Below are 13,054 nucleotides of genomic sequence, written 5' to 3' on the forward strand. Positions count from 1 at the left end.
TCACAGCTCAGCCCCGTCCAGCTTCTTGAAGTCGATCGACGGTTTCTTCCCTGCCGTGGACTCGCGCGTGAACTTGCTCCCGAGCTTCACGCTCTCTGCGAAGAAGCCGCCGTTTCGCATGAAGAACTCCTTCCCCTTCGATCCCCCCGCGAAATCGAGGCGGTAGCCGCGCTGCGCGATGTCATCCCCGGTGAAGCGGGCCTCGGTGATCTCCTGCCACTTGCCCGTCACGTCGCAGGCCCACTGGTTCCCGTAGAGCGCGCCGCGGCTCACATAGCCTTGGCGATCCGCGAAGTTTTCGAGGAAGGAATGTGCGCCTGTTAGATGCTTGTCGGTCTTCGGCCGCTTGAAGCTCGCGATGAGTTTCCACTCCCGCTTGTCCGGCAGGTAGAACCACGCGCTGTAGTCGGTCGAGCCCTTGCCATCCGGCTTCACCCGGTTCAGGAAGCGATAAGTCTCTCCCGTTTTCCAAGGATAGTTCCAGTAGCTCTGGCCGCCCGAGCCCTCGCCACCGAACTCTCCGCCATGCACGCCATCACCCTTCTTCAGAAGGGTGATGCGCTGGTCCTCCGGAATCTCCTGCGGATTATCCGTCGAGAAGGGACTCCACACCGAGAACAACACCCGGCGCTCGGTGGGTGAGTTCACCTGGAACCCGAAGTAACCTTCGCCGAAGCCGTTCGACATGAAGTAGGAGCCGATCGGATCCTGCCCCTCCGGCACCGTCACCTCGTTGTAAAACCATTCCGTGGGCTCGCCGTGGGGCAGCGGATATCCAAGGTGCACCGATGGCCCGCGCCGCCCCCAGTAAAAGCGGTTCCCCTCGTTGTCCTTCACGTAGTTCAGCACCGCCTCATCCGGAGCCTCGACCGTGATCGCTTCCAGATCCCCGAAAACCTCCCCGCTCTTCTTGAGCCCTTGAAGGTCGATCCGCACATAGCCCGCCTCCTTCACCGGAAAGCTCCCGATCTCCAGCGACCCGGCTTCCCCACCCTTCAACTCCAGCTCCCGGGATTTCCCATCGATCGAAACCCGGATCCGCGACTCCCCTTCGGCTAGCTTCGCCTTCAGACCGAGCTTCAGCTCCGCCGCCCGGTCCACCCGGAAATACACCGAGCGCACCGTTTCCGGACTCGTCCAGCGAGGCCTTCCCCGCCCGCCATCCTCACCCTTGGTGACATAAGAATTGCCCCCCAGCGGCACCTCCCAAGTCCGCACGGCCGCTTCACCGCAGAGCGGGGACAAACCCAGCACACCTGCAAACCACAAGCCCACCCATCCGCGGCAATCTCCAAGCATCAGCATGCCCGGAGAAACGAAACCAATTCGCTCTTTTTTGCATTAAAAATGACCCACTATGCAGATTCACTCTAGTTCCGCTCGCTGGAGTGAATCACCGGGTAGTGATCCGAAACGCTATCCAGCACCTCATCCTGGCTCACATACACGGTCCGGACTGACGCCGCCGTGGCCGGATCGGTCAGGATCAGGTCGATCCGTTGCATGAACTTCGCCTGCTCCACCGGGGTATCCGCATGCGGCTTCATCCGCGTCGGCACGGAGAAATTCGCCGGCAGCGGTGCCGCCGAGTCCACCAGCCCCACATCCATGAAGCCGGCCACCACCCCGGCATCGAACACCCCGTTCAGCAGGTTCGTCGGCTTCGCCCGCTTGATCAGGATTCTCTGCGCATTCGCGTACCGGATGTCACGCGGCGACTTGTCGTTGAAGTCTCCCAGTGAATAGAGCCGCCGCTTCTCGCTCAGGAGCTTCGCCGCCAGCGGTGCCAGGATCTTCATCTCCTGCTCCCGCGTCGCCCGCGTGTGCGGACACAGGTGGATCACCATGAAGTCCGTATCCGCCGTCCGTGCATGCAGGCAGCCATGCCACAGCCCCTCCCGGATCTTTGCCACCACCTCGATCGGCGTCTTTGAAGTCAGTCCCACCGGGAAACCATCCTTCTTCAAAATCGCGCTATACGGATGCCCCCACGCCTTCGCCGCCTCCGCGAGCTTCACCTCGTCGAAGCCGTTCAGCTCCTGCAGCGCCACCACATCCGGCGCCTGCTTCCACAGCCACTCGCTCCCCGCTGCGATCTCCTTCCCGTGGTTGAAGCCATACAGGACATTCCACGAGATCACCTTGAACTCCTTCCCCTCCGCAGAACACAGGAAAAGCCAAGCTAGGATAACGGAAAAGAGAAGGCGGCGCATGGATCGGATCGCCGATCCAAGATCCCTCCAAGGCCCCGCCCGAGCCTCCCGATGTGACGATCCCGTCGCGCCCGTCCGCTCAGTTCCCAATCTCCGGGTGGTGCTTCGCCATGCACACGTCGCACACCCCGTGGCTGAACTTCGCCTCGCTATGCCGCTGGATGTAGGCCTCCAGCTGGTGCCAGCTCCCGTCTTTGTCCCGGATGTTCTTGCAGTAGGAACAGGTCGGCAGAATCCCCCGCAGGCTCTTCACCTCCGCCAGCGCTTGGTGCAGCGACCCGATCAACTTCATGTTCTCCCGCTCCACCTCCTTCCGCCGCTCGATCTCACGCTGCGCGATGCTCAGCTCCAGCCGCACCTTGGTCACCTCCTTCAGGATCGCCAGCACCGGCCGGTTCTCGATCTCCATCCCGTTCTTCCCGTTCTGCCACGCCAGATACCAGTAGAGGAAGGGGAACGCGAAGACCCCGATCACCAGCCGGCTGGTGAAGGTCCCCGCCATGATGTGGAGGTAGTCCGGCGTCCCGGCAAATGCCCCGGTCGCGAAGAGCACCACATCCAACCACAGCACCCCCAGCAGCGTCAGGAAGGACCGCAGCCACAGCCGCACATTGAGCTGCGGCTTGCCCAGAAACTCCCACGCGATCGCCAGGAAGATCAGGTCCGCAAACGCCGCGAAGATCGACGCCGAGTAAATCCTCAGGCTCTGCGGGGGGAAGTAGTTCGTCGTGTCCGGACTCGAAAGCTTGAGCTGCCAGTGCAGCACCATCGTGATCACCGGCACCATGATCGAGACCCCGATGATCGTGGAGATCGCGATCCGCGTCGCCCGCGGCCCGTCGAAGACATAGACGACGAACACGCCTAACAGTAGTGCGGTATAGAATACCGTGGAGCCCACCATGAAGGACACCCCGGGGATCTCCACCTTCACGCCCGCATCCGTCACCCACACCATCACCGCGGTCAGGCTGCCGATCAGCGCGTAGAAGTGCGCCAAGCCCAGCTTGGTCCGGAGCGAGTGCGCCCACAACACGAGGAAGTAGACGGCGATCGCCTCCGTGATCAGAATCAGCAGTTCATTCGTCATTCGCCGGCGCTATCATCCGGCCCTTCCGCACTCGCTCCGATTCCCCCGCGATATGTCCACTCTCGGGACATTCATCCGCAGAAGATGAAACGGGCTAAAGGACCGCGCACCGCGGTAGCAACCCGGCCACCGGAAGACAAGAGGCGAGCACCTAACAGACCGCAAAATCGGTCATATCTCCCGCTTTCGGGTAGCGCCGGGGGAGCCGCCGCTCCCCGCACTCTCACCAATCCTTCGTCTTTCCCGGCTCCGCGTGATGCTCCTTGTTATCGCACTCGCAGGCGAGCGATCCCACCTTCGGAATCGTCTTCGCGAAGGTGTAGCGGCCTCCGGTGCACACCGGCTTCTTCACGTATTCGCGGTGAATCTTCTCCCAAGGAATCGGATCGCCGGGCTTCAGTTTGTGTATGTTCTGATAGCCCCGCACCGCCTGCTGCATGTTGCGGGTATTCATGATGCAGGCCGCCCGGTCCGAACCCTTCTTCCAAGCCCGCGCTCCGATGAAAAGGATACTGGTGCCGGTCAGCACCGGCAGGCTCGAAGCCATGTCCACATCCGCCGCGATCGGCATCTCGGAAGTCGTGGAGATCCCGTCCGCCTCATTGGCCACACACAGCGACCACGGCTTCGCCTCCAGCATCTCCGCAGCCTTGATGATCATCGGCGCGCCTTCCTCGTTGATCTGCTTCGCGGACTTGCTCAGCACCCAGCGGATCGCCGTCGGAATCTGGGGAGAAGCGTAGACCAGCAAATTGCCCTTCGCCGGGAAATGATCGGTCGCCGCGGTATACTCCTTCCACTGGCCCAGCTTCATTGCCGCCGTTTCCACATACTTCAGATACTCCTCGCGGCTGGCCAAGGTCAGCACTCCATCCTCCCCATAGAGAAACACCGCGCGCGGCTGTTGCAGCGGCGGCACGGGCATCTCCCAACCCTGACGCCCGGCGATCGGCTTCGGCTTGCCCATCCCCTGCTCAAGCATCGGCAGCAGCAGCGGGAGCAGATCCTTGCCTCCCGTGATCTGCACGAAGAAATCCACCGGCTGCGGCGAAAGCGGCGTCGCCTGCCAGGACGAGATGTCCACACCCAGCATCAGGTGCAGGTCCGTCATCGACAGCAGCGCCTCCAGGTTCGCCCCGATCGGCAAGGGCTCGCTCAGGAATTTCGAGGCCGCCGCCTGCTGCCCGCAGGCCCCCGCGATCCGCTGGATCAGCCCCGGCAACGTCGTCCCGTCGATCCGCGTCTCCACCACCAGATCCGTCGCCGCCGGGATGAACGAGGGGCTCCGGAACTCGAAAGCTTCCTTCCCCATCAGGTTCGAGAAGCCCTTCCGACCCTCCGGAAAATAGCTGTAGCGCCGAGCCAGCCATGAGTCGCCATCTTTGCGCAGGCTCCGTGCGGAGGCCGCCGCATCCGCAATTCCGATCGAGTCGACGATCTCCTCCGCATTGAGCGGCCCCAAGGCCTTTGCCTCCGGCACTCCGTCTAGGACCGACTTCACCGCATTCACCACCCACTCGCGGGTGCCTTGATGATCCTCGAAATGCAGCACCTTTCCACCCACATCCACCTTGCCCATCAGATGCTGGAAATGCGGCGACCCCTCGCTCACCGCGGCGGGCAGGCTGGCGGATGTCCCGCTCGCCGGAGCACCCGGTGCCGGCGGACGGACCTCCGGCGAGGCATTCGTGGCGGAAGAGGAACGGGCACGATCACAACCCGGGAGCAAAAATCCCATCGGCAGGAGGAGGGCCACGGCGACCGCGGCTGATCTGAATGTCATGAAATCCTGATATTTTTAAAAGACAAGCCAGTCAAGCCATCCCAGTTAGAGAAAAGTTTAGTTATCCGTAACAATTTCGCCCCCATTTTGCAGCAAACTCTAAACTCATTGCGCAGCCCCGCAGAAACTTCCGGTGTTGCCCGCTTGCAGCCCGCTTGGGAAGCTCCCGCCGCCCGATGAAGTTCAAGCTGACCCTAGCCTACGACGGCAGCGCCTATCAGGGCTGGCAATCGCAGCGATCCGGGCGCGGCGTGCAGGATCAGGTCGAGCAAGCTCTGGCCCGGCTCTTCCCGGAGAGCCCGAAACTCACCGGCTCCAGCCGCACGGATGCCGGGGTGCACGCCCTCGGGCTCGTCGCCCACTTCGAGGCTGCGGAGTTGCGCATGCCACTCCATCACCTCTCCCTCGCCATCAACTCCCTGCTCCCGGAGGACATCCGCGTGATGCGCGCCGGCCGGGCGCCCGCGGACTTCCATGCCCGCTTCGGCGCGGTCTCGAAGCAGTACCGCTACCGCATCTGGAATCATCCCGCGATGAATCCCCTCCTCCGCACCCAGGCCTGGCATGTCCCGCGGAAGCTCGATCTCCCCGCCATGCGTCAGGCCGCGGCCCTCTTCACCGGTCGCCACGACTTCAGCGCCTTCACCGCCAACCGGCCGGGCGAACTCGGCGACCCCGTCCGCACCTTGGACCGCTGTGAAGTCCGCAAGCGCGGCAGCGAAATCACCCTCATCTTCGAGGCCAGCGGCTTTCTCTACAAGATGTGCCGCGGCATCGCCGGCACCCTCGTCCAAGTCGGCGAAGGCAAGTTCCCGCCCGGAGCCATCGAAGGGATCTTCAAAACCCGCGACCGCCGCGCCGCAGGCGTGAATGCCCCCGCGCATGGCCTCACCCTGTGGAAGGTGAACTACTAGGGAGCGCCAAGGCTCGGAGGGCGGACAGATTTCCTTGTCCCAACTCCGGAGGGATTCCCAATCCCAAATCATGGCCCTCCACATCCTCACCATCGTCCATGTGATCATCAGCCTGCTGGCCATTGCATCCGGCTTCGTCGTGATGGCCGCCATGGTCCGCGGTGAAGCCCGGCATCCTTGGACCGCCTTCTTCCTCGCCATGACGGTCGCCACCAGCGCCACCGGCTTCCTCTTCCCCATCAAAGGCTTCACCCCCGCACTGGCCTTCGGGGTGATCTCCCTGATCGTCCTCGCGCTGGCCATCCATGCGCTCCGCTCCAAGCAACTGGCAGGAGACTGGAAGAAAACCTATATCATCAGCGCCCTCTTCGCCCAGTATCTGAATGTCTTTGTTCTCGTCGTTCAGATGTTCCAGAAGATCCCTCCGCTCAAAGCCCTTGCCCCCACCCAAAGCGAACCACCCTTCGGCATCGCCCAAGGAATCGTCCTGATCGTCTTCCTGTGGACCGGCTTCCGCGCGCTCAAACGTCCGAAGCCCGATCTGACCCCCGCAAGCTGATCACAGCACGCTCTCTCACTCCACCGCATCCGCATATTCCGGATGCCGCTGCAGCCATGCCACGGCATACCCGCACACTGGCTGCACCTTGAGTCCCCGCTCCCGCACGATCTGCATCGTGCCTTCCATCAAGCGACCCGCTGTCCCCCGCCCCCGTAGCGCCGGATCCGCCTCCACATGAGGGAGGATGAGAACATCGCCATGCTGGCGATAGTCTGAAAAGGCCACCTTCCCCTCTTCCACCAGCTCGAAGCGCTGGCGGGCCACATTGTCGGTCACCGGATTCATGGCGGCAGCATCACCTCGCAGGTCCGCAGCGCAAGGCGGCTCCTTCAGAGCCTACCCTCTTCCAGATCGTAGACGTCGAACCAGTGATACACGACCCGGCCCTCCGGCACGTTCTCCTCGATGTATTCCTCCAAGTACACCTGCAGCTCGATATCCAAGTCGCTGATCCGCTTGTCGCGTAGCTCGTTGCTCCAGCGGATCACTTCTTCCTTCGACCCGTTCTTCGCGTGCTCGCGGATCCAGCGATCCATCTCCTCGTCATTTCTTCCCTCTGCTACCGCCTTCTTGAAGTCCTTCGGATCGATCCCCGCAAAGTCCAGGAACATGCGGTCCATCGGACAAGCGTAGTGATATTCCCCCTGGGTCTTGGCCAGCTCCGCCCGGCACTTGTCCAAGGCTCGGGCTGCCAGCACGTAGCCTCCGAGCTTCTGGCGCGGACCGCGGGGAAACTCCTTGCCCAGATCAGGTGCCTGGGCCTTCACGTTTTCATGAACCTTTGTCGCACTCATAGCGACGGGGTTTTTCGCAAGCGATATGCCAAGGCGGGCGCGGCTCCTTGATCAAGACACCGCAAGGGTTTCACGCCCGCCCACCCGGCCCGGGCCGGATTCCGCGGCATGTCTTCTGCACCCGCCTGATTGCATCGGGCCATTCGCCGCTGGCCACCCGGCCCCCCGCCCCGCAGACTCACCGCACGTGAGCACCTTCCAAGAACTCGGCATTCCCGCGGACCTGATTCAGGGCCTCGACGAACTCGGCATCGTCACCCCTACCGAGGTGCAGGAGAAAGCCATCCCCTTCCTGCTCTCGAATGGTGGCGACCTCGTCGCCCAGGCCCAGACCGGCACCGGCAAGACCGCCGCCTTCGGCCTGCCCCTGCTCACCAAGATCGATCCCAAACTCAAGGAGATCCAAGGTCTCGTGATCGCCCCCACGCGCGAGCTCGCCAAGCAGATCGGCAAGCAACTCTTCCGCTACACCAAGTATCATGCCTCCAAAATCTTCGTGGAGGTGGTGAGCGGCGGCGACAAGATGGACCGCCAGATCGCCGCTCTCCAGCGGCCCACCCATATCGTCGTCGCCACGCCGGGACGCTTGATCGAATTGCTCCACCAAAAGGCCCTCAGCATCGCCGGGGTAAAGCACCTCGTGCTCGATGAGGCGGATGAGATGCTTAGCATGGGCTTCAAGAAGGAGCTCACCCGCATCATCACCGAAACCAAGCAACGCCGCAGCACCTGGCTCTTCTCCGCCACCTTCCCGGATGCCATCCAGCTCCTCATCAAGGACTGCATGTCAGGCAAGCCTCACACGCTCACGATCGATCGCAGCCATGTGGTCAATCGCGATATCGACCACCGCTTCACCGTCTGCGCACGCGATGAGAAGATGGAGTTCATCGCCGGCTTCCTGCGCCGCCGTGGCGAGGAGCGCGGACTCATCTTCTGCCGCACCAAGGCGGGTGCCATCACTCTCGGCAAGCTGCTCGCAAAGGAAGGCATCCCCGTGGATGTCCTTCAGGGCGACCTCACCCAGCCCGAGCGCGACAAGGTCATGCGCTCCTTCAAGAAAGGCCGCTTCCGCATCCTCGTCGCCACCGATGTCGTCGCGCGCGGCATCGATGTCGACAATCTCGCCTTCGTCATCCATCACCAGCCGCCGGAGCAGCTCGAGTACTACACTCATCGTAGCGGCCGCACCGCCCGCGCAGGCAAGAAGGGCGTCTCCGTCACCCTCATCGAACCGCGCGAACGCGCCAAGATCGAGCGCATCGGCCGCGAACTCGGCGTCCACTTCACCGAGATCTAGGCACTGCCATAGCCGGGACCCTCCCGAACTGCCCGCCATCAAGGGTAAGTAGTCCCGCCTTCAGGGCAATGCCCTTAAGGACTCGTTCTTGAATCGGAGCCCGCATCGAGGCTCCTGCAGATCGACCACGGATTGTACGGATTTAACGGATTACACGGATGAAGCTGTGTTGGGTTCACGAGAAGAGATGCCCGTTTGAAATCCTTCTGATCCTGTCTTTGAATCCGTCCAATCCCTTGAATCCGTATAATCCGTAGTAAACCGGGTCTCCCCAGTCCTTAACGGCATTGGCCTGAAGGCGGACGAAGCCGTTCTCGCGTTCCATCCACACCTATCGCAGCCGCGGGACTCAGTGTCCATCCTCCCTCAAACGCCCCGCGCACCTCCAATCCTCATCCGCCAGCGCTTTCTCCCCCATCGTCTCCAGCAGACGCGCCCGCTGCTCCAGCGCCGCTGGATTCAGCGGTCGCAGCGCCACCACCATATCCAGATCCTCCAGCGCTGCCGGATACTGCTTCATCGCCTGCAGCAAGCTCGCCCTCTTCTCGCGATACCCGGCATTCCGCGGCTGCTTCACCACCACCACATCGAAGTCCGCCAGCGCTTCGGCATGCTTCTTCAGATTCCACAGCGCCAGCGCCCGATAGTAGTAGGCGTCCACCATGTCGGGCCGCTCCGCGATCGCCTGCGAAAGGTCCTCCACCGCCGCCTCATGGAAAGCCATTTCATATCGCACCCTACCCCGCGCGAAGCGCGCATCGGTGAAGCGGTTGATCAGGCCCAGTGCGTCCGTGAACTTGTCCGTCGCCTCCTCGCCCTCCCCTCGGGCGAAGGCTTCCAAGCCCTCCTTGTAGGCGGTATTCGCCTTCGACCACTCCGCGATCTTCTCCGCTTTCTTCGGATCGATCGTCCAGTTCTTGGGCGCTTCCGGCGTCTTCGTCTGAGCCTGCAAGACCGCGCCCGTCGCCAGCAAGCAGTAGACAAAGCACGCCTTCATACAGCCGCACGAAATTGAAGCCGTCGAGCTCAGGCGCTATCCTGCGACCAGGTGTCTTCAGTCGTCGTTCCACCTTCTCCTTCGGTCGTCCAACGGATCTCCCTGTAGTAGAACGAAACCTCTTCCAGATCTCCGGCACGATCCGCCGAAAGGTCCCGCGTGTTCGGCTTCCAACCGCGGACGCTGGTGACGAACGCGTCCACCAGTTGAATCGTGTAGTAGTGGGTCATCGCTCCCGTCTTGGGATCCTTGCGATAGAACTTGAGGATCACATCGTCGATCTTCCGGTTCTTCGCGAGTGCCTCGTAAAGATGAGGAGTCGCACGGTCGATCGGCTTCACCAAGGTCAGCGGCTTGTGCTGGCGCCGACCGGTTGCCAAACCGGAGGCCGGATCTCGCGGGGTAACGATCTCGTGCTGATAGGCCAGCCCTTCGATCGAGCCGTCCGCCAGCTCGCCCGCGATGTTTCCATTGGGTCCGCTGATGGTGACGTGGATCGGCTCGGCAGCAAAGATGGACGCCGACACCAGCAAGCAGGTGCCGATCAGGAGAGAGAAGAGGCGCTTCATGAAGGAAGGGATAACAGGTTGGTGTGGGAGTCAGGGAGCGGGAGCAATCTCGGCTTTCAGAAAGTAGAAACACTTGCCGCCGCTCAGCGGGAAATCTTGGGACATCATCGCAGAGCTGCTACCTGCGCGAAGATTCAGGATCGCGGGCTCGGGCGTGAGCGAAAGCGTCGGCAGTCTCCAGATCGAGTAGCTGCGGCCCGGCCTGCCCATCCATGTTAGCCGCACGCTCCCGGGCGTGGGCTTGCTGATGTTCACCTTCAGCAGGGAACTGCCATTGCGTGGATTCGTGTCCGCCTCGTACTCCTGGAAGTTGGTGAACCCGTCGAAGTCCGCATCGCGATCCCCATCGGCAAGCAAGGGATTCAATCCATATTGCAGCTCCCACACATCCGGCATGCTGTCGTTGTCGTCGTCCGGATCGGCATGGTTGCCGATCCCGTCGCCATCGCTATCGACACTCTCCGCCGGATCCCCGGGGAAGGCGTCCACCTCATCCGGCACCCCGTCTTGATCGTAGTCCGGCGGTCCGCCTGGTGTCACTCCCAGCGGATCGGCCGTGTTCTCGAAGGGATTCATCGCGTTGCTCGCACCGGCAAACCGCGCCGGGGACATTTCATCCCCCGCTGGCCAAGCATAGTCTGCGGGCGCTGTGCCCAAGGCCCTCGCGAGCGGCACGCCCGCCGCATTCATACCTCCCGTGAGTTCCACCTCCCAGCGCACCCGACCCGGCGGCACGAAATAACGGTCCAGCGGCGGAGACGCCAAGGCCAGCACCGGATCCGAAACCGGGTTCAATCCCACCACCACACCACCGCTTACCTGCTTCGCATACCCGTTCACGATGAAGCGCTCACCGGCATGCAGCGGTGAGACGCAGCTCAGGAGAAGCAGGAACAATGAAGAGCGGGGTGGCAGCTTCATGACGGGAGAGAGCCATCCCGTTATCTGTAAGACGCCGCGGAATCAAGGCGATTGAAGCATCCGGGCATGATGCACGGTATCACCTGTTAGTTTCTAACCAATCGCGCGTCGCGCCACATACACCGTGCTGGCCGATTCATTCTCCCGGAGCGGATTGTAGAAGCTCACGATGTGCGACTCGCAGGTTTCGAAAACCGCCCGCAGCGATTCCATGAAGCCCTCGTCCGGCGCGTCGTCCGACCACAACGCGAAGATCCCGCCCGGGTGAAGCTTCTCCGCCAGACGACTCAAGCCCTCCGTGGAATAGAAGAACCGGTTGCTCTCGCTCAGGAGATTCGATGGGGAATGATCGATATCCAATAGCACGGCATGATAGCGGCGATCCCGCGCATCGGGATCGAAGGAGGCCTCCCCCTGCTTGGCCACCGCGAGCCCGAAGAAATCCCCGTGCACGAATCGGCAGCGCTCATCCGCGGTCAGTCCCGCACCGAGCGGCACCAGACCTTGCTCATGCCACTCGATCACCGGCAGCAGATAGTCCACCACGATAAGCGACGCCACGCTCTCATGTTCCAGCGCCGCTCGCGCCGTATATCCCAGCCCCAAGCCGCCCACCACCACGTCAAGTCGCGCGCCCGCACCGGGGAATGCCTCTTCGGTCGAAGCCAGCCCCAGCCGTGACAACGCCTGCTCCACCTCCGTGAACAGGCTCGTCATCAGATAAGCATCGCCCAGGATGATCTCGTGGACCTCGAGGTTATCGAGCGAAAGGATCGTCCGCTTGCGCAGGATCAGATCACCGATGTCGGTCTTCCGGTAGTCGAGCTCTTCAAAGCGGGGTGTCGCAGGCACGCGGTAACTTAGTCGGCGCAAGCGTCCACCGGCAGAACCAAATCGGGCGGCAGCCTCTTTTCTTGAAACTCCCGCGCAGCGCCTCAGATCGCTGCTACCTAGACACCCCCGGTCTCCAGCCACTCCAAGCGGCGCTTCAGCCTCTCGCGCCGCTCCTCGCTGAGATCCGGGTAGAGGATCGGATACCACGCGGTCATCACCACGGCGCGGGCGATCATCGCATGCTTCATCGCCTCCTCATCGAGGCTGCCGCCTGCGTCCCGATAGGCGGCGAGCACCGCATCGGCGCTTTCATGGTCCTCCTCCAGCACCCGCGCATTCCAGATCACCGAGGCCAGATCCCACTCGACCGGCCCGCTGAAGGTATCCTCCCAGTCCGTCCATAGCAGACCGATCGTCGTGTTCATCAGGTTCCCCATGTGCGCATCGCCATGCAGCGGCTGATGCGGGAAATGCTCCAGCGCTGCCGAAGACGAACGCAGCCGTTCCCGCAGCAGGGCAACCGTATCACTCGGAAACAGCTTCCGCTGCTCCACCGAATCCAAGACACCGGAAGTCTCGTTCAAGAGTTCCAGATGCGTGAGCTTCCCGGGGAAACTCCGCAGCACCTCGTGGCAGCTGAACATCGCCCTGCCTGCCTCTGCCGCATCCGGCTCCGCTTCCACCCGCTGCACATACTGCCAGAAATTGATCGGATATCCCGAGTGCTCGTGCGGACCCGGCGGCATCTCCGCATGCATCGGGATCACCGGCGCGCCTTTCGCCGCCAGGTGTTGCGCCACCGCATTCTCCCGCGCGAACCACTCCATCCCCTGCCGCGGCCCGTCCAGATCCTGCACCACCCGCGCCACCAGACTTTCTGTTAGACGCAGCACCAGCGTGCTCCCGTTCTGCAAAACCTCGCAGCGGTCCGGCACGATCCCATGCGCCATCGCGGTCTCAATGGCGGCGCGCGTTGCTGCATCAACATCCGTCCTCACCCCGCGAACCGATGCCATTCCCGCCCCTGAATCAACCCCATAAGAAGAACGGGCCCCATCAGCCCCAGCCAATCACTCC

The 13,054-nt window shown here is 62.4% G+C and carries 14 protein-coding genes; 3 read left to right on the forward strand and 11 right to left on the reverse strand.

Features of this window, described 5'->3' with window-relative positions:
• From OJ996_RS15250 to OJ996_RS15265, 4 genes are all read right to left on the reverse strand, one after another.
• Nucleotides 1–1,305 (reverse strand): DUF3472 domain-containing protein, encoded by a 1,305-nt coding sequence (locus OJ996_RS15250; RefSeq protein ID WP_264514482.1) that lies wholly within the window; start codon nucleotides 1,303–1,305, stop codon nucleotides 1–3.
• Nucleotides 1,306–1,370: 65 nt separating this feature from the next.
• Nucleotides 1,371–2,213 (reverse strand): endonuclease/exonuclease/phosphatase family protein, encoded by an 843-nt coding sequence (locus OJ996_RS15255; RefSeq protein ID WP_264514483.1) that lies wholly within the window; start codon nucleotides 2,211–2,213, stop codon nucleotides 1,371–1,373.
• Between the two features lie 79 nt (nucleotides 2,214–2,292).
• Nucleotides 2,293–3,303, reverse strand: coding sequence for a hypothetical protein (locus OJ996_RS15260; protein ID WP_264514484.1), 1,011 nt, complete (start codon nucleotides 3,301–3,303; stop codon nucleotides 2,293–2,295).
• A 223-nt stretch (nucleotides 3,304–3,526) separates the two neighbouring features.
• A complete protein-coding gene (locus tag OJ996_RS15265; RefSeq protein WP_264514485.1) occupies nucleotides 3,527–5,086 on the reverse strand; it encodes a hypothetical protein in 1,560 nt (519 codons plus the stop codon).
• 176 nt (nucleotides 5,087–5,262) lie between these two features.
• Here OJ996_RS15265 and truA point away from each other — a divergent pair, with 176 nt between their 5' ends.
• Together truA and OJ996_RS15275 are read left to right on the forward strand one after the other, a co-directional pair.
• Nucleotides 5,263–6,000 carry a tRNA pseudouridine(38-40) synthase TruA gene (truA, locus tag OJ996_RS15270; protein ID WP_264514487.1) on the forward strand — a complete coding sequence of 246 codons (738 nt, stop codon included), beginning with the start codon at nucleotides 5,263–5,265 and terminating at the stop codon, nucleotides 5,998–6,000.
• A 70-nt stretch (nucleotides 6,001–6,070) separates the two neighbouring features.
• Nucleotides 6,071–6,559 (forward strand): hypothetical protein, encoded by a 489-nt coding sequence (locus tag OJ996_RS15275; RefSeq protein WP_264514488.1) that lies wholly within the window; start codon nucleotides 6,071–6,073, stop codon nucleotides 6,557–6,559.
• Between the two features lie 15 nt (nucleotides 6,560–6,574).
• On the opposite strand, the gene OJ996_RS15280 is transcribed toward OJ996_RS15275, so the two are convergent.
• Both OJ996_RS15280 and OJ996_RS15285 read right to left on the reverse strand, forming a co-directional pair.
• Entirely contained in the window at nucleotides 6,575–6,847 is a 273-nt protein-coding gene (locus OJ996_RS15280; protein ID WP_264514489.1) for a GNAT family N-acetyltransferase, read from the reverse strand.
• A 44-nt stretch (nucleotides 6,848–6,891) separates the two neighbouring features.
• On the reverse strand, nucleotides 6,892–7,356 hold the full coding sequence (locus OJ996_RS15285; RefSeq protein WP_264514490.1) for a DUF5069 domain-containing protein: 465 nt from the start codon (nucleotides 7,354–7,356) through the stop codon (nucleotides 6,892–6,894).
• A gap of 187 nt (nucleotides 7,357–7,543) precedes the next feature.
• Here OJ996_RS15285 and OJ996_RS15290 point away from each other — a divergent pair, with 187 nt between their 5' ends.
• Nucleotides 7,544–8,656 (forward strand): DEAD/DEAH box helicase, encoded by a 1,113-nt coding sequence (locus OJ996_RS15290; protein WP_264514491.1) that lies wholly within the window; start codon nucleotides 7,544–7,546, stop codon nucleotides 8,654–8,656.
• 349 nt (nucleotides 8,657–9,005) lie between these two features.
• On the opposite strand, the gene OJ996_RS15295 is transcribed toward OJ996_RS15290, so the two are convergent.
• From OJ996_RS15295 to OJ996_RS15315, 5 genes are all read right to left on the reverse strand, one after another.
• Nucleotides 9,006–9,653, reverse strand: a complete 648-nt coding sequence (locus OJ996_RS15295; protein ID WP_264514492.1) for a tetratricopeptide repeat protein — start codon at nucleotides 9,651–9,653, stop codon at nucleotides 9,006–9,008.
• Nucleotides 9,654–9,682: 29 nt separating this feature from the next.
• Complete coding sequence (gene tssD, locus OJ996_RS15300; protein ID WP_264514493.1) at nucleotides 9,683–10,222, reverse strand: type VI secretion system tube protein TssD; 540 nt, start codon at nucleotides 10,220–10,222, stop codon at nucleotides 9,683–9,685.
• A 30-nt stretch (nucleotides 10,223–10,252) separates the two neighbouring features.
• Entirely contained in the window at nucleotides 10,253–11,143 is an 891-nt protein-coding gene (locus tag OJ996_RS15305) for a hypothetical protein (protein WP_264514494.1), read from the reverse strand.
• Nucleotides 11,144–11,236: 93 nt separating this feature from the next.
• Complete coding sequence (locus OJ996_RS15310; protein WP_264514495.1) at nucleotides 11,237–11,995, reverse strand: polyamine aminopropyltransferase; 759 nt, start codon at nucleotides 11,993–11,995, stop codon at nucleotides 11,237–11,239.
• A gap of 98 nt (nucleotides 11,996–12,093) precedes the next feature.
• Nucleotides 12,094–12,993 carry a phosphotransferase enzyme family protein gene (locus OJ996_RS15315; protein WP_264514496.1) on the reverse strand — a complete coding sequence of 300 codons (900 nt, stop codon included), beginning with the start codon at nucleotides 12,991–12,993 and terminating at the stop codon, nucleotides 12,094–12,096.
• Nucleotides 12,994–13,054 lie beyond the last annotated feature (61 nt).

Source organism: Luteolibacter rhizosphaerae (assembly GCF_025950095.1).
GTDB lineage: Bacteria > Verrucomicrobiota > Verrucomicrobiia > Verrucomicrobiales > Akkermansiaceae > Haloferula > Haloferula rhizosphaerae.